Genomic DNA, 14864 nt, shown 5'->3' on the forward strand with positions numbered 1-14864 from the left:
GACCCCTCTGCTAGGCCCACCTACGGTGGTGCCCGTGGACCTCTCTCCCATCATCTTCGTGGTGCTCGTGCTCGCATGGGCCGTCTACCTGATCCCCAAGGCGCTGTCCCACCACGACGAGGTCGCCGGCGACCGGCTGGAGCAGGGGCACACCGACAAGGTGCGCATCCTGACCCGCGCCCGCCGTGTCACCGCGAGCGTCACCGGTGGCTCGTCCTCGGCGTCCGCTCCCGCGGCGCCCGCCGACGAGGTCGTCGTCGAGACCGTGGAGACCGTGGTCAAGGTGTCCGAGGAGAGCGTCCCCACCCGTCGTACGGCTGCCTCCGTGCTGCCCACCCGCGCCTCGGCGCGCCGCGCCGCCCGCAACCGCCGCCGCGTGCTGTCGGTGCTGCTGGCCACCCTCGTGGTCGTCGGCGGTCTCGCCCTCGGTGGCGTGGTGCCGGTCTGGCTTGTGGCCGTCCCCGTCGTCCTCGTCTTCACCTTCCTGGCCCTGGCCCGCGTCTCGGTGCGCCGGATGCAGCAGGCGCGCCAGGCCCCCGGCTCCGAGCGTCCCACCGGCCGGCCGGTCGAGCGTCCGGCTGCTGCGGCCCCGGTCGCTCCCGCCGAGGCCTCCGCGCCGGCCTCGCCCGTCTCTCCGTCCGCCGTCGACGACACCGAGGTGGCGCTCGAGGAGCTCACCCACGACCAGCCCGCCGAGCGCCGCGAGGAGATCGAGACCGCGCTCTCCGACGCCGGCTCGCTCTGGGACCCGCTGCCGCTGACGCTCCCGACGTACGTCAACAAGGCCCGCGCCCGGCGTACGGTCCGGACGATCGAGCTCACCGGCATCACCAGCTCGGGCCACGACGCCGCCGACTCCGCGGTCGCCCGCGAAGCCGCCGAGCAGGCCGCCGAGGACGCCGAGGCGCAGGCGATGGCCGGCAGCAAGGTCGTCGGGGGCTGACCCCCTGGGTCCGGCCGGCGGGTGAAGGGTGGTAGTTTCTTCCTCGCGCTGGACCAGCGCATGGGGCTGTGGCGCAGTTGGTAGCGCGTCTCGTTCGCAATGAGAAGGTCAGGGGTTCGAATCCCCTCAGCTCCACCAAGTGAAGCCCCCGGGTGGCCTGCGGAAACGCACGGATCGCCCGGGGGCTTCGTCGTTGTTATTCGCCCGCGCGTCCGGCGGATGGCCCCCCGGTGGCCCCCCGCGCCCTGTTGAGGCGCTCCAGACCGGCCAGATCGGCCCCGGTGCCGAGGTGGTGCAGGTAGAGGTTCGTCGTCGCGATCGATGCATGGCCCATCCAGGTCTGCACCGTGCTGACATCGACACCGCGCGCCAGCCAGAGGCAAGCGGCGGTGTGTCGCAGGTCGTGGATGCGGCGGCCCCGCCCGGTCCGCTCCCACTTCATCGTGCGCAGCACCGCGGAGCGGTGGAGGCGGGAGCCGGACGCGGTGGTGAAGAGCAGGTCACTCGGCTTCTTGCCGACCTTGAGCCGCTCGACGATCGGGAGCACGCGGCTGGCGATCGGGACGCGCCGTGATCGCCCGCTCTTGGTGGCCTTGGTGGCGATGCCTTCGGGTGCTGATCGGCGAACGATCAAGCCCGGTGCCGGCACCTCCATCACGTCGCCCACGGTCATCGCTCGGGCCTCGCCCCAACGCAGACCGGTCCAGCCGAGGACCAGCAGGATGTCCGCGAGCCAGGCGTTCTGCTCCCGCCAAACCCGGTACGCAGTCTCGAGCTCGTCCTCGGTGAACGGGTTCATCTCCGTGCGCTCCTCGGAGCTCTTCGGGACAGGCACTGCGGTGACGGGATTGGTCGCGATCAGCTTCTCCCGCACGCACCAGCCGAAGAAGGAGGACAGGCTCGCGCGGTAGCGCACGACCGAGGACTCGACCAGCCCGGACGCGAGCAGATGCTCGAAGACGCGCGCGACCTCCCGGCCCGAGACGGCCGAGAGGTGGAGGTTGAGGACGCTGGCCGTGGTCAGCCGCTCGACGTCCTGGTCGGCGCGGTAGGTCTTCTGTGCGACCGTCGTCGACCGGATGACGAGCCAGCGCTGCACCGCGTCTCTAACCCGCTCCTTCCCGGCTCGTGGATCGACCCCGCCTGCCAACGCGGCGCGCTCGCGAGCGAGCCAGGCCGTAGCCTCGCGCTTGGTATCGAAGACCTTGCTGGCCACATTGACCCGACCGCTCTTCAGTCGGGCGCGGAAGCGGCCGTTCGGAGTCTTCGAGATGCTCACGCGGAGACCTTCTTCAACCAGCTCTCGACGTCGGAGCGCCGGTAGCGTGGGCAGGTCCTCGACATCCACGTCACGCGTGGCCCACAGCCGGACTGACGCCAACGACACAGCGTCGCTTGGGAGACCCGCAGCCACAGCGCGACCTCCTCGGACATCAGGAACTCCGCGCCGCTCGTCGCGTAGTCCTCCGGTGCTGCCGCGCTGCTCGCCCTGTCGCGCTTCCTCATCGTGTAGCTCTCACCATCATCGCCGCCCTTGCGCGTGGTTTTGCCGAACCATTCGATTCTCCACTTCTTCGCGTGGAAATGCAAGCACCTGACATCGGGGCTGATTCTCGATAGGTTCGGGGCCATGAGACATCCCGAGGACCCCCCGTACGCCCAGCAGGACGCTGATGACCTGCTGACGCCCGCGGACATGCCTCCGGGGTGGCATCTGCCGACGGTGTTTCCGGGCCATCGCTCGAGTGACGAGAGTGCACGGATCGACGAGATCCTCGGGTACGACGACTTCGCGCGGACGTCGACGGACCCTGATGCCGATGAGGACGCGGCGGCGAACGAGCCGGCCGGCGGGCTGTGGCGCTACCTCGAGCACGTCGACTCGGGGACCCGTGTGTATATCCGACTGCAGCGCCAGGCGTTCGCGGTTCCGGAGGAGGTGCGCATCACCGGCGTGGTCTATCTGCCGCGGGTCCCGGGCGATCCGATCACCTCACGCCTGCTGCGTGAGTTGCCGACGGCGTATATCGAGACCTCGGTCAACAAGCGCCTCTTCGCGATGAAGTCCACCGAGACCCTAGCCGGCAACAAGATCGTCCTGCCCTCCGGTGCTAGGGTTGCCCGCCGCGACCTGCTCAAGCCGCTGGCCGGCACCGGCAAGACCGACCCGGACTTCTACGAGCGCGTCGCACTCCAGCACGGGCAGCTGGTCAAGCAGGGTGATCGCAACCCGACGGCGACGATGGCCGAGATCAACGGAGTCGCACTGACGACCGCGCAGGGATGGGTGGCGAAGGCCCGGAACCGTGGCCTGCTGCCCCCAGGGCGTCGCGGCCGCGCCGGCTGACCCGCTCTGCCTCCCTCGCCTCTGCTCCCTCGCCTCTGCTGTCGCGCCTATGCCTTCCTTCTCGCTTCATCCCGCCCTCTCTGCCGCCCTCCCTCTATCGCCCCTCCTCTGCGCCGCTCGCCTTCCTTGCCTCTCCTTTCCTCTGCTCCTTCCCATCCCAAACTGATGGACGTATGCTACCTAAGGTATTAGCGTATGCACGCGCAGATACACGCGATAGGAGAGGTGTGGGAGTCCGGTCGTGAAGGGTGGGGTCATCCTGTTCCGTGGCACCGGCGGTGCCGCACGCCGCTATATGGAGTCGGACCGCTCGACCGCTGATGAGTACTACCTGGAGGCGGGGACCGCGTTGGCCGAGTTCGTCGTCCTTGATCGTGACGGCAATGTGACGGCGGACGGCGTGTTCACGCCGGAGCAGTACGCGGACTGGGTGGACTGGCGCAATCCATTCACTGGAGCAACTCGCGGCACCCCTCGGCTTCCCAGTCAAGGCGAGGCGACGGCGCCGGGGGAGCGGAGGGATAGGGGTGCGAGGCGGGGGTCGCCGCGGTTCGCCGAGATGGTGATCAACGCTCCGAAGTCGCTTTCGATCGCCGCCGCGTTGCATCCCGATGTCTCCGAAGCGCTCGATCGCGCGCAGGCGGGCGCGGTCGCGGAGATCCGTTCATGGTTGGCCCCGCACTCGGTCACCCGCGTCGGTCCTCGTGGGCTACAAGAGGTCGTCGGTGTGGACCAGCTCGAGACCGTGGCGGTCGTCCACAAGACCTCTCGGGCGGGGGACCCGCATCGCCACATCCACTTCCAGATCGGCACTCGTGTCTTCGCGGCCGGGAAGTGGCGCGGCCTCGACACGGCTGCGCTGTTCAAACAGCAGGGCGCGATCCGGGCGCTCGGAAGCGCAGTCATCGCCGCCCACCCCGAGTTGACGCGCGTGCTCGCCGCCCACGGTTTGAGCCTCAACCACGTCACCGGCGAGGTCGTCGAACTCGAGCAGTACAACGTGGTGCTGTCGAAGCGCGCCGCCCAGGTCGAGCACAATCTCGCCGTCCTGGATGCTGCATGGGAGGACGCCCATCCCGGCGAGGAGCCCGGACCGGTCGTGCGCGCCAGGATGCTCGCCCGCGCCTGGGATCACCAACGACCGCACAAGAAGCCGGCCCCTGAGGAGCTCGGTTGTGAGGAGGGCTGGCGCCGCGAACTGGCGGCCGCTGGCTATCGGACAGATCCACGGTTCCGCTCAGTCCGCTCGCCAGCCCCCGTCAGCATCGATGACCTGAGTGTGAAAGAGCTCGCGGAGCGGGCGCTCGACCGCTGCGCCGCGGGGGCATCGACGTGGACGATCCACGACATCCAGATGCACGTCACGCACGTGGTCACCGAGGCCGGCATCACCGCGACCGGTGGCGATCTGCGCGACCTGATCACCCTCGCGACGAACCTCGCCGCGTCGAACTGCCTCTCGGTACTGCCGCCCACGATGGCCCATCCCGAGCACGTCGCCCACCTCACCGCGATCAGCGTCGTCGCGGCAGAGCAGACCTTGCGTGATTTGGTCGTCGCCCGTGTCGAAACGAGCGGGCGTGCCGGGGGCGAGGTGGATGCGATGGCATCCGGGGAGGCGGAGGCCGCCGAACGGCTCGCGACAGAACGTGGACTGGACACCGATCAGGCCCAGGCTGCGGCCGCGATCGCGTCGACAACCCCGCTGGTCATCGTCGAGGGCGCAGCAGGTGCAGGAAAGACCACCATGCTCGGCGCCGCCATCGCCGCGGCCGAGGCTCACGGACGACCTACACGGATAGTCACCCCGACGAAGAAGGCCGCCGCTGTCGCAGCCCAGGAACTTGGCGTACCCACCGACTCTGTGGCCGCTCTGGTCCACGCCTACGGGTGGCGCTGGGACAGTGACGGCGTCTGGCGCCGCCTGATGCCCGGTGAATCCGACCCGGTGACCGGTGCCGTCTATGCCGGCCCACCCACACGCGGAAGGCTGTGTGCGACGGAGCGGATCGTCGTTGACGAAGCAGGCATGCTCGACCAGGACACCGCCACCGCCCTCCTGATCGTCGCGGCCGAGACCGGAGCGAGCATCGCCTTGGTCGGTGATCGCGCCCAACTGCCAGCGGTGGGCCGAGGCGGCGTCCTCGACATCGCGGCTGACCTCGTCAGCGCGTCTGGACTCGCGGTCCATGACCTGACCGGCATCCACCGCTTCGCAGACCCGACCTACGCGGCCTTCACCCTCGACCTGCGCGACGGCAAGCGTGCCGAGCAGCTCTTCGATCGCCTGCAGCACTTCGGCCTCGTGCGGCTCCACGAGTCGACGGAAGCGATGCATGCGTTGTTGGCAGACATCGCGCGACCCGGTGATGCCCTCACAGTCGCGACCAATGACCAGGCCAGAGAGGTCAATGCTGCGATGCGCCAGGCGCGCGTCGCCCGTGGCGAGATCCCCGACGTCACCGCCGCCGTAGGGTCTGATGGCCTCCCGGTCGGGCCGGGCGACCTGGTCATGACCCGTCGCAACGACAACGCGCTGGGGGTTGCCAACCGGCAGACCTGGATCGTCCAGGGGGCCGACGACGAGGGTGACGTCTGGGTCCTACCAGCAGGCGCGGTTGGACGTCGAACGAGCAGACGCCTCCCGGCCGCCTACGTTGCCGAGCACGTCCACCTTGCGTACGCCTCAACTGCCTACGGCGTCCAGGGCGCGACCAGCGAGGTTGCCCACGCCCTCGTCAACAGCCCGACCAGCGGCGCCTTTGAGAGTCTGGGCCTGGATGCTGCCGGCATCTACGTCGGCCTGACGCGCGGCCGTGAGGCCAACCTGCTCCACGTTGTCGCGGCCGACGTCGAAGAGGCGCGCGAGCAGTTCGCTGCCGCGATGGAACGGGACCGCGCAGATCGCGGGCTCGAGCACGCGGCCCGGACGGCGCGCGAAGCCGTTGCCGGACTCGTCGCACCTTCCACCATCGACGCCGACGTCGAGTACGTCGCATCCGAACGCGCCCGACTGCGTTCCGACATCGACCGCGCTAACGCCGAGGCCGACCGCTGGGAGAGCGCCCTCGCGACGCTCGCCACCCTGGACAGCCAGCATCAGCGAATCCGGGCACCCTACGAAAACGCGGTCGCGTCAGCGAAAGCAAGCGAGGAGGCCATTCGTGCCGCAGTTCATGCGGACCTGCTGGAACAGGCTGCCCAGGCTGCCGACGCCATCGCAGAGGCTGCGGGCCGTATGTATGCGGCCAACGCAGCAGCCCGCCACTCAGGCAGATTCGGGCGACGCGCCGCGGAACGGGCTGCTGAAGAGAGGTCGAGCGATCATGGCAGGCTCACCTCTGCGGTCGCCTCTCGCTGGGGAACCGCGCCGACCCCAGGAGCCGACCGCAACCGCTGGGCCCAGCAGGCAGCCGATCTGGCCACCGACGATCATCCGAGCGTCCTCGACGCCGGCCGCGACAAGGCAGGTGCGGTCGACAGGCTGGCGCTGATCGACGGCGACCAGGAGAACGTGCGAGCAGACAGCCGTCGACAGTTCCTCGGCAATCGCCGGGCTGCCGACATCCGGCGCCGCACGGCGCAGTTGCGCGCGCGAGCACAGGGCGCCGAGCAACTCCTGTGCGAGCTCGACGCCCTGCCGCCCGCAGATGCCGCTCGTGCGCTCCGAGCGATGAGCGAACCTCCAGAGCCGGTCACACAAGCCGTCCGCACCCTGGAGACATCGGCGGGCGTAGGTAGAGAGACGCAGACGCGCTCCGCGCCCGGCAGCAGGGAACTGTCGAGGCTCGCGGAACAGGCGCATAGGCAGAGTCCGAGCATCTAGCGAGCGGTCCTCGGTCCTTGACGCGGACGCCGGATTGACGCCAGACGAGCCCGGCCGACGCACTTGGTAGGGGTGAAGCGAACATTGACGAGCCGGCTGCGGAGCATCTTGCCGAGCTGATTCTGATCGGTCGCCGGTGTCAGAGCGGGGGAGCGCACTGGTCTCCGGATAGGGACCCGTCCCCGGTGCATGTCACCGGACTGGCCTTCCGGGACAACCAGCCATCATTGGGCCCCCTGGTCCGCGGCGAGTCCGTTTGTGATTCCCGCTGCGGTCACGCTCCGCGTGACGATCCTGCGCTGGCGCGCTCCGCGAGCCAATCCTGCTGCGGTGGCGCTCTGTGTGACCAGTAGTTTGTGGCGCGTTGACCAGCTCGCGCGAGTCACGGTAGCGCCAGCGATCCTCAACGAACTCGCGCTCTGCTCCGGGGTAGACGCCGGGCTCGTGGCCTCTCGGGGACTGCAAGCCGAAGCAGGTCCTCTGCCGGGCCGACCGGTCGCTGGCCGGTGAGCCAGACGGCACGTAGCGAGCGGTCGAGGTCGACTCCGTGAATGGGGACCTGGACTAGGCGGCCGGCTGCGACGTCGTCGTGCACTGCCAGGTCGGAGAGCACGGCCGGGCCGGCTCCGGCGATGACTGCGGAGCGGACGCCGCTGCTGGTCGACACCTCGAGCAGGGGTTGGGTGGGGGTACCGAACGGGGTCAGGGCTCGGTCCAGCGCGGTGCGGGTCCCCGACCCGGCTTCGCGGTGCACCAGCCGCGTTCCGGCCAGCTCCTCAGCCTCTACCGATCTACGGCGGTGGGCCCACGGGTGAGCGGGCGCGACGACGACCACGAGCCGGTCGGTCGCCACGACCTGAGCGGACAGGCCGGAGGGAAGGTCGGGGCCCTCGATGAAGCCGAGGTCGGCGTCGCCCGCGAGAACCGCGGCCGCCGTGGTGTCGCTGTTGCCTGCGGTCAGGCTGACGGCGGTGTCCGGATGCGTTGCGGCCAGCACGACGAGCCAGCCCGGCAGTAGATGCTCGGCCACGGTCAAGCTCGCCGCGACCCGCAGCCGCGCGATGCGGTCGCCGCGCAGGGACGCGATGCCCGCCTCGAGGACGTCCGCAGCAGCGAGGACCCCACGTGCCCACTCGGCCAGCAGTGCACCGTTTGGGGTGAGGTTCGAGCCACGGGCCGAGCGAGTGAGGACCGCGAACCCGACCAGCCGTTCGAGTCCGCGCACCCGTGCGCTCACGGCAGGCTGGCTTAGCCCGCGGGAGGCACCGGCCTTGCTCAGGCTGCCGCTGGCAACGATCTCGAGGAGCAGCGACAGGGTGTCGAGGTCGGGCACCCGGGTGAGAGTCATCGACCCACTCTAGAGCCCGCCATCAGTCCGGTGGATGACGTCATCGATCCAGGATGTCTACCGAGCGCCCGTCTGCCGGCGCAGGCTGGAAGTACCGACGAAGGAGAATGCCTGTGACCACGGCCCACGAAGCCCCTGTCCACCGACACCGCACCGGCAGCCGCTGCCGCCCGTCCTGCCCGCCCACTCCCGAGCCCGGGCACCGCAGTCCGGTACCTGGGTTGCTCGCCGTCGCAACCGCCACCGGCGTCGCGTTCGGCGTGCATGCCTTGGTCCCAGCGGTGAACCCCTCCACCGTCGCTGTGGTCATCGGCGCGCTCGCGGTCAACATCGGGCTGCACCACCCCTCCCTGCACGTCGGCACCCACGTCGCCTCACACCGGTTCCTGCGCCTGGCCGTCGTGCTGCTTGGCCTGCAGCTGGGGCTGCAACAGCTGCTCGACCTGGGGCCGCGCGGTGCCCTCGTCGTGGTCACCACCGTCACGGTCACGTTCACCGGAACGCGCCTGCTTGGGCGGCTGCTGGGTGTGCCGCCGGCCCGGTCCCTGCTCGTCGCCACCGGCTTCTCGATCTGCGGCGCCTCCGCCGTCGCCGCGATGGAGGAGGTCGCCGGCGGGGACGAGGACGACACGGCGGTCGCAATCGCGCTCGTCACGTTGTGCGGGAGCCTGGCCATCGTGCTGCTCCCGCTGCTTCGTGAGCCCCTCGGGCTCGACCCTGCTGCGTTCGGCAGCTGGGTCGGCGCAAGCGTGCACGACGTGGGCCAGACCGTCGCGACAGCCGACCGCGTACCGGGAGCCCTGACGACCGCGGTCGTCGTCAAGCTCAGCCGCGTCGTGCTCCTCGCCCCGCTGGTCGCCGGGACCGCCGTTGCGCTGCGGCGTCGCACTCCCGCGGCGGCGACGGGGCGCCGCCCACCGCTGCTTCCCCTGTTCGTCGCCGGCTTCCTGGCAGCGATCGCCGTCGCGAGCACCGGGCTCCTGCCCGACCCGGTCCTGCACGGCGCGAAGGTCCTCCAGGAGGTCTTGCTCGCCGCAGCCCTGGTCGGTCTGGGCACCGGGATCCACCTCCCGGTGCTGCGGCGCACCGGAGGCCGCGCGCTGGTGCTCGGCCTCATGTCATGGGTCCTCGTCGCGGGGGTCGCCTACGCCGGCGTACAGCTCACCGGCGCATGACGGGCAAGGGGTGGTGGTCGGTTCGACCAACCCCGCGGTGGGTGGGTCGTGTGGTTCGGGCACTCCTGCGCCCAACCTGGCCCAACATGGCCCGACCCTTCGGCGTGATCGTCGGGGATCCCAAACGCTGGGCGGTCCGCGCTGATGTGTTCGGGGTGTCCGGGTTCGCCGGTGAGTGTCGCAGTTGGTTAGCATGAGCGCACACGATGGCGGTGGGGCTCGCCGACAACCGTGGCGGCAGGCCACCAACAGTCCCTACCTGAGACAGGTAGGAGTTCGTGTGCCCGAAAATAGTGACCCCGACGTCGGCGATCTGCCGATCGATCCCGATACGTCCGGTGACAGGCTCACCGGCACGGTCCACCGGTTGCCTTCCTTATTCACGTCGCAGTGGGACGTGCTGCTCGCCATCAGCGCCGGCGGTGCACTGGGGAGCCTGGCACGTTGGGGTGTCGGTGAGCTCCTCCCATGGTCCGGGACCGAGTTCGCGTGGGGGACCTTCGTTGAGAACGTCTCTGGTGGGTTCGCGCTCGGCGTGCTGATGGTGTTCGTGCTGGACGTGTGGCCGTCGCAGCGGTACGTGCGCCCGTTCCTGGGCGTCGGCCTCCTCGGTGGCTACACCACCTTTTCGACCTACATGCTCGACGCACGCCTCCTGCTCGGCGAAGGACAGGTCCTCACCGCGTTCGCATATCTAGGAGGGTCCCTCCTGGCCGGCCTGCTCGCCGTCTGGGCCGGGATCGCCTCCGCACGGTTGATCGCACTCAGGCCGAGACGGTCACGACCCCGACATCCAGCACCTCCCGAGTCTTCCATGTTCGCGCACGACGATGACGAGGTGAGGAACCGATGACGCTGCGGGGTCCAGCGAGCAGGCTGACGATCATGGTGGGGGAGTCCGACCAGGTGCACCACCATCCCGTTTACACCGAGATCGTGCATTTGGCGCACCGGGCCGGGCTGGACGGGGCCAGCGCCTTTCGTGGCATCGAGGGGTTCGGCAAGTCGAACCACATCCACACCCCCAGGTGTGGTCGCTCCGCAAGGACCCGCCTGTCGCGGTGGTCATCGTGGACACCGACGAGCAGATTCGTGGCTTCCCCGAGCTGGAGCGGCTGGAGCTCGAGGGCATGGTGATCGTGGAGCCGGTCGAGGTCATCCGCTACGCGGGCAGAGGACCAGCCGGCCCGGCCGGCCCGGGGGAGGACCGGCGATGACAGTTGCGATGGTGCTGCTGGGTGGCGCTATCGGCGCTCCGTTGCGCTACCTCACCGACCTGGTCGTCCAGTCCCGCCACGACAGCGTCTTCCCGTGGGGAACCTTCACCGTCAACATGACCGGCTCGCTGGTCTTGGGCGTCACGGCGGCTGCGGTGACCGGCGCTGGGGTGCCGTCGTGGGTGTTGGCCTTGGTCGGCACCGGGTTCTGCGGTGCCCTCACCACGTTCTCCACCTTCGGGTTCGAGACCGTCCGGTTGCTCGAGGAAGGCTCGGTCCTCGCCGCGGGGTTGAACTGCCTCGCGAGCCTGGCGATCGGTCTGGGCGCGTGCGCCGGCGGGTACGCCATGACGGCCGCGCTCCTGTGAGCGAGGTGACGCCGGTCCGAGGACCGCGGCCGCGCTGGGTGAGATGGCTGCTGGCTGTCGCGGCCGTCCTGCTGTGCGTGCTGACCATCGCGTTGGCCGTGGGCTCGGAGCAGCTCGCGCGGCTCGACCAGACGGTCGCTGACTGGGGCTACCACTCCACCTGGGGCCACGCCGGTCGAAGCTCGTTCTGGGTCGCGGTGGCGACCTACGGGCAGCCGATGGTCCTGCGTGCGGTGCTGGTGCTTCTCGCGCTGGTGCTTCTCCCGCTGCTGCTGGCCCGGAAGCGCAACTGGTGCTTGGCGGCGTGGCTCGTCGCCGTCACCGTGACCGAGAACGTCATCGCCCCCTCGACCAAGCTCCTGCTCAGCCGCCCGCGCCCGGAGTGGCTCGAGCCGATCGCGGTCGAGCACAGTTTGTCCTACCCCTCGGGGCATGCCGCGATGGCAGGGACCTTCGCGGCCGCGGTGATCCTCGTGGCGCTGGCGATGATGGGTCCGGGATGGAGTCGGCGGCTGGTCGTGCTGCTCGCTCTGCTGGTCTACCTTGTGATCTCGGTGGACCGGATCTTCTTGGGTGTCCACTACCTCAGCGATGTCGTCGCCGGAAACCTGCTGGGGCTGTGCATCGCTCTGGCGGGGTGGCTGCTGCTCCTCCGGGTCACGTCCTCCGGGAGCGGGTGGTGAACTTGTGGGAGGCGGTGCTGCTGGGCATCGTCGAGGGGGTCACGGAGTTCCTGCCGATCTCGAGCACCGGCCATCTCACGATCGCCGAGGAGCTGCTCGGGTTGCCGGTTGATGACCCCGGCGTCACCGCCTTCACCGCTCTCATTCAGGTCGGGGCAATCGCTGCGGTTCTCGTCTACTTTCGCACCGACATCCGCACACTGGCGGTGGCGTGGTGTCGGGGACTTGTCGTGCCCGGGGAGCGGCACCGACCCGAGTACCGGATGGCCTGGTGCGTCATTGCGGGGTCCGTCCCGATCGGTGTCGTGGGCTTGCTCGCCAAGGACCTGGTCGCCGGCCCCCTACGCTCCCTGTGGGTCGTGGCCGTCGCACTCGTGGCGTGGAGCTTCGTCATGGTCTTGGCGGAGCGGTCTTCCCCGCGGCGCGGGCAAGCGGGCCGCGACCTCACCGTGCGCGATGCGGTGGTGATCGGGATTGTCCAGTGCGTGGCGCTGGTGCCGGGGGTTTCTCGTTCCGGAGCCACCATCAGCGCAGGGCTCTTTCTTGGACTGGACAGGGTCACTGCCACCCGGGTGTCGTTTTTCTTGTCCATTCCAGCGCTGGTCGCGGCCGGCGCCTACGAGGGGCTAATCACGGCCTCGCAGATCTCCACCACCGTCGGCTGGTGGCCCACCGTGGTGGCGACGGCGGTGAGCTTCGTCGTGGCCTACGTATCAATTGCGTGGCTACTCCGCCTCGTGGCCGGACACCCGATCACCGTCTTCGTCCCCTACCGGTTGGGATTGGCAGCGGTGCTCGTCGGGGGACTGCTGACAGGCCTGGTCAGCGCCACGTGACTCGTCCTTGGTCCGGAATCTTCAAACCGAGGAGGGTGGCACCGAGCGGCACGGCCCTCGTGGCGTTTGGGCTCAGGGTTGGGGTGACCTCGCCGTAACGGCTCGTCGCTCCGCGCGCCCATCCGCATTCGGGACGCTCTGCCGCGGTGTAGAAGCACACGCTCGGGCCGGAATTCGCGCGCGGACGTGTCGGCCTGGCGGCTGTGAACAGAGCCAGTGGATCCGTCGTCCGGCTGTGGCCCCCCGGTGGCCCCCGAGTCGGAGATCCGGACGTGTCGGGGCAAGCAGTGCAACGCACGGAAGCGGTTGCACGTGTGGCAGGTGGAGCAAGCCACACCTTCGCAATGAGAAGGTCAGGGGTTCGAATCCCCTCAGCTCCACCAAACCCGCTGGTCAGAGGCCTGCACGGATCCTGAAATCAGGAGCAGGCAGTGGCAAGTCAGCAGAAACTCAGCACAAAGTCGATCAGATCGCAGGGACCCTCGGTCCGTCTGGGCCGGTCTCGGCCGGCCGCGGCACGGCTCGAACACCTGGTCTGCATGACGACCACAACATCCTCCGAGACGGCGCTGGGCCCCGTCCTCACCCTGTCCCAGCTGGCCGCCCAGCTCGGCGTCACCGTCCAGACCCTCTACGACCTCCGAAGTCAGGGGCGCGGGCCGCGCGGGTTCCGCGTCGGCCGTGAGCTCCGGTTCCGGGTCAGCGAGGTCGACGCCTGGCTCGCCAAGCTGGAGGCCGACGACGCCAAGCGGCACCCCCGCCAGGCCGGCTGATGCGCACCGGACGACCCCGTACGCCGATCGGCACCCACGGGGCGATCAACACCCGCCGGGAAGGCGGCAGCGTGGTGGCGGAGACCCGCGTCCGGGACCTGGATGGTCGGCTCCGCCAGGTCAGAGCCTCGGGGCCGACCGCGGCCGCCGCGCGCAGCCGGCTGATGGAAAGCATCCGGGAGCGACCGTCTCTCCCGAGCTCCGGAGTGTTGCGGCCCACGAGCTCGTTCGCCGACCTCGCGGACCTTTGGCTGGCTGACCTCGAGCTGCGCGACCTGGCCGGCAACACCAAGGAGAACTACCGCACCTGCCTGCGGCTCCACGTCCGACCGGCGTTCGAGCACTACACCCTGACCGAGGTGACCACCGGCCGGGTCGAGTGGTTCCTGGCGAGGCAGGCGAAAGTGTCGCCGTCGCAGGCCAAGCAGACCCGCACGATGCTCAACATGCTCTTCGCCTACGCGTTGCGTCATGACGCGATCGCTCGCAACCCGGTCGAGGGTACGTCGCAACTGCGACGGGTCAAGACGACACCTCAGGCGCTCACGCTCGACCAGATCGCCGCGATCAGGAAGGCGGCTGCCCAGTGGCGAAGTGAACCCGGTCTCCCCGGCCCCAAACCCGACGGCCAGGTCCGCGACATCATCGAGGTCCTGCTCGGGACAGCGATGCGTCCCGGGGAGGTGCTCGCGCTCCGTCCCTGCGACATCGAGGACCTGCCGACCGGGATGGTCGCCAGCGTCAACGGCACCGTTGTGCAGCGCAAGGGGAGCGGAGCTGAGCGCCAGCCTCGGCCCAAGACCGACGCGTCCATCAGGCGCATTCCCGTGCCCGAGTTCGCGGCCGACGTGCTGCGGCGCCGGATCACCGGCATGCCTCTCATTGCATCGTCTCGGACCATCTTCGCCAGCCGCAACGGGGGTCCTCTCAGCCCGTACAACGTCCGCCGCACCTTTCGCGACTTCCTCCAGCTCGCTGACCTGGGCGGCAGCGGAATCAGTCTTCGCTGGTATCGGCGGACCGGGGCAACCGTGATCGCACGCGGCATCGGGACCGACGCTGCCGCCGTCTACCTCGGACACACCTCCACCGTGATCACCGAGGGCCACTACATCGAGCCGGATCGTGCCGTGGATCCGACTCCTGCCGCGCACCTGGAACGTGCATTGCGACCGGACAAGCCAGACGGTTCGCTGCTGGCAATCCGTCCGGCCGACCGCGAAGCGGAGTTGCTCGACGCGGTTGACCGCGAGGGCGGGGATGACGCCGTGGCGTAGGCAGGTCGCGGCTCACGAACGTCGGATGGCGTCGTGGTTGCCCGGCGAGAAGTGTTCTCCGGAACATGTTG

13 protein-coding genes, 1 tRNA gene and 1 pseudogene are annotated in these 14864 nt (G+C 69.4%); 12 read left to right on the plus strand and 3 right to left on the minus strand.

Annotated features, from left to right (window positions below; translation table 11 throughout):
* Positions 1–34: 34 nt before the first annotated feature.
* A complete protein-coding gene (gene sepX / locus ACYVDA_RS03615) occupies positions 35–943 on the plus strand; it encodes a divisome protein SepX/GlpR (RefSeq protein WP_460815135.1) in 909 nt (302 codons plus the stop codon).
* A 62-nt stretch (positions 944–1005) separates the two neighbouring features.
* A tRNA-Ala gene (locus tag ACYVDA_RS03620) sits at positions 1006–1081 on the plus strand.
* A 58-nt stretch (positions 1082–1139) separates the two neighbouring features.
* Here the strand turns inward: ACYVDA_RS03620 and ACYVDA_RS03625 are convergent.
* Both ACYVDA_RS03625 and ACYVDA_RS03630 read right to left on the minus strand, forming a co-directional pair.
* Positions 1140–2222 (minus strand): tyrosine-type recombinase/integrase, encoded by a 1083-nt coding sequence (locus ACYVDA_RS03625; protein ID WP_460815136.1) that lies wholly within the window; start codon positions 2220–2222, stop codon positions 1140–1142.
* Complete coding sequence (locus ACYVDA_RS03630; RefSeq protein WP_460815137.1) at positions 2219–2575, minus strand: helix-turn-helix transcriptional regulator; 357 nt, start codon at positions 2573–2575, stop codon at positions 2219–2221. Before ACYVDA_RS03630 ends, ACYVDA_RS03625 begins: the two co-directional genes overlap by 4 nt.
* Here ACYVDA_RS03630 and ACYVDA_RS03635 point away from each other — a divergent pair.
* On the plus strand, positions 2574–3290 hold the full coding sequence (locus ACYVDA_RS03635; protein ID WP_460815138.1) for a hypothetical protein: 717 nt from the start codon (positions 2574–2576) through the stop codon (positions 3288–3290). The two genes, ACYVDA_RS03630 and ACYVDA_RS03635, sit on opposite strands and share 2 nt — an antisense overlap.
* A gap of 241 nt (positions 3291–3531) precedes the next feature.
* On the plus strand, positions 3532–7116 hold the full coding sequence (gene mobF, locus ACYVDA_RS03640) for a MobF family relaxase (protein ID WP_460815139.1): 3585 nt from the start codon (positions 3532–3534) through the stop codon (positions 7114–7116).
* A gap of 403 nt (positions 7117–7519) precedes the next feature.
* Here mobF and ACYVDA_RS03645 read toward each other — a convergent pair whose 3' ends face one another.
* On the minus strand, positions 7520–8449 hold the full coding sequence (locus ACYVDA_RS03645) for a LysR family transcriptional regulator (protein WP_460815140.1): 930 nt from the start codon (positions 8447–8449) through the stop codon (positions 7520–7522).
* Positions 8450–8571: 122 nt separating this feature from the next.
* Here ACYVDA_RS03645 and ACYVDA_RS03650 point away from each other — a divergent pair, with 122 nt between their 5' ends.
* From ACYVDA_RS03650 to ACYVDA_RS03685, 8 genes and pseudogenes are all read left to right on the plus strand, one after another.
* A complete protein-coding gene (locus tag ACYVDA_RS03650) occupies positions 8572–9639 on the plus strand; it encodes a YeiH family protein (protein WP_084622977.1) in 1068 nt (355 codons plus the stop codon).
* Between the two features lie 280 nt (positions 9640–9919).
* A complete protein-coding gene (locus ACYVDA_RS03655; protein ID WP_232211550.1) occupies positions 9920–10492 on the plus strand; it encodes a fluoride efflux transporter FluC in 573 nt (190 codons plus the stop codon).
* Positions 10493–10524: 32 nt separating this feature from the next.
* A pseudogene (locus ACYVDA_RS03660) lies at positions 10525–10856 on the plus strand (DUF190 domain-containing protein).
* A complete protein-coding gene (crcB, locus tag ACYVDA_RS03665; RefSeq protein ID WP_010834970.1) occupies positions 10853–11224 on the plus strand; it encodes a fluoride efflux transporter CrcB in 372 nt (123 codons plus the stop codon). The pseudogene ACYVDA_RS03660 and the gene crcB overlap by 4 nt, the downstream one beginning before the upstream one ends.
* A gap of 38 nt (positions 11225–11262) precedes the next feature.
* On the plus strand, positions 11263–11907 hold the full coding sequence (locus ACYVDA_RS03670; protein WP_299932606.1) for a phosphatase PAP2 family protein: 645 nt from the start codon (positions 11263–11265) through the stop codon (positions 11905–11907).
* Positions 11904–12743: an undecaprenyl-diphosphate phosphatase gene (locus ACYVDA_RS03675; protein ID WP_036491690.1), complete on the plus strand. Its 840-nt coding sequence runs from the start codon at positions 11904–11906 to the stop codon at positions 12741–12743. The genes ACYVDA_RS03670 and ACYVDA_RS03675 overlap by 4 nt, the downstream gene beginning before the upstream one ends.
* Positions 12744–13282: 539 nt before the next feature.
* Positions 13283–13516 carry a helix-turn-helix transcriptional regulator gene (locus tag ACYVDA_RS03680; RefSeq protein WP_166083991.1) on the plus strand — a complete coding sequence of 78 codons (234 nt, stop codon included), beginning with the start codon at positions 13283–13285 and terminating at the stop codon, positions 13514–13516.
* Positions 13516–14793, plus strand: a complete 1278-nt coding sequence (locus tag ACYVDA_RS03685; RefSeq protein ID WP_166083992.1) for a site-specific integrase — start codon at positions 13516–13518, stop codon at positions 14791–14793. The genes ACYVDA_RS03680 and ACYVDA_RS03685 overlap by 1 nt, the downstream gene beginning before the upstream one ends.
* The last annotated feature ends 71 nt before the right edge of the window (positions 14794–14864 follow it).

The organism is Nocardioides korecus, from assembly GCF_054778395.1.

What these genes read in the sequence shown, in the direction of transcription:
- ACYVDA_RS03630 (WP_460815137.1), bottom strand. Translation starts at nt 2,575, where the DNA reads ATGGCCCCGAACCTATCGAGAATCAGCCCCGATGTCAGGTGCTTGCAT.
- crcB (WP_010834970.1), top strand. Translation starts at nt 10,853, where the DNA reads ATGACAGTTGCGATGGTGCTGCTGGGTGGCGCTATCGGCGCTCCGTTG.
- ACYVDA_RS03685 (WP_166083992.1), top strand. Translation starts at nt 13,516, where the DNA reads ATGCGCACCGGACGACCCCGTACGCCGATCGGCACCCACGGGGCGATC.
- ACYVDA_RS03680 (WP_166083991.1), top strand. Translation starts at nt 13,283, where the DNA reads ATGACGACCACAACATCCTCCGAGACGGCGCTGGGCCCCGTCCTCACC.
- ACYVDA_RS03635 (WP_460815138.1), top strand. Translation starts at nt 2,574, where the DNA reads ATGAGACATCCCGAGGACCCCCCGTACGCCCAGCAGGACGCTGATGAC.
- ACYVDA_RS03650 (WP_084622977.1), top strand. Translation starts at nt 8,572, where the DNA reads ATGCCTGTGACCACGGCCCACGAAGCCCCTGTCCACCGACACCGCACC.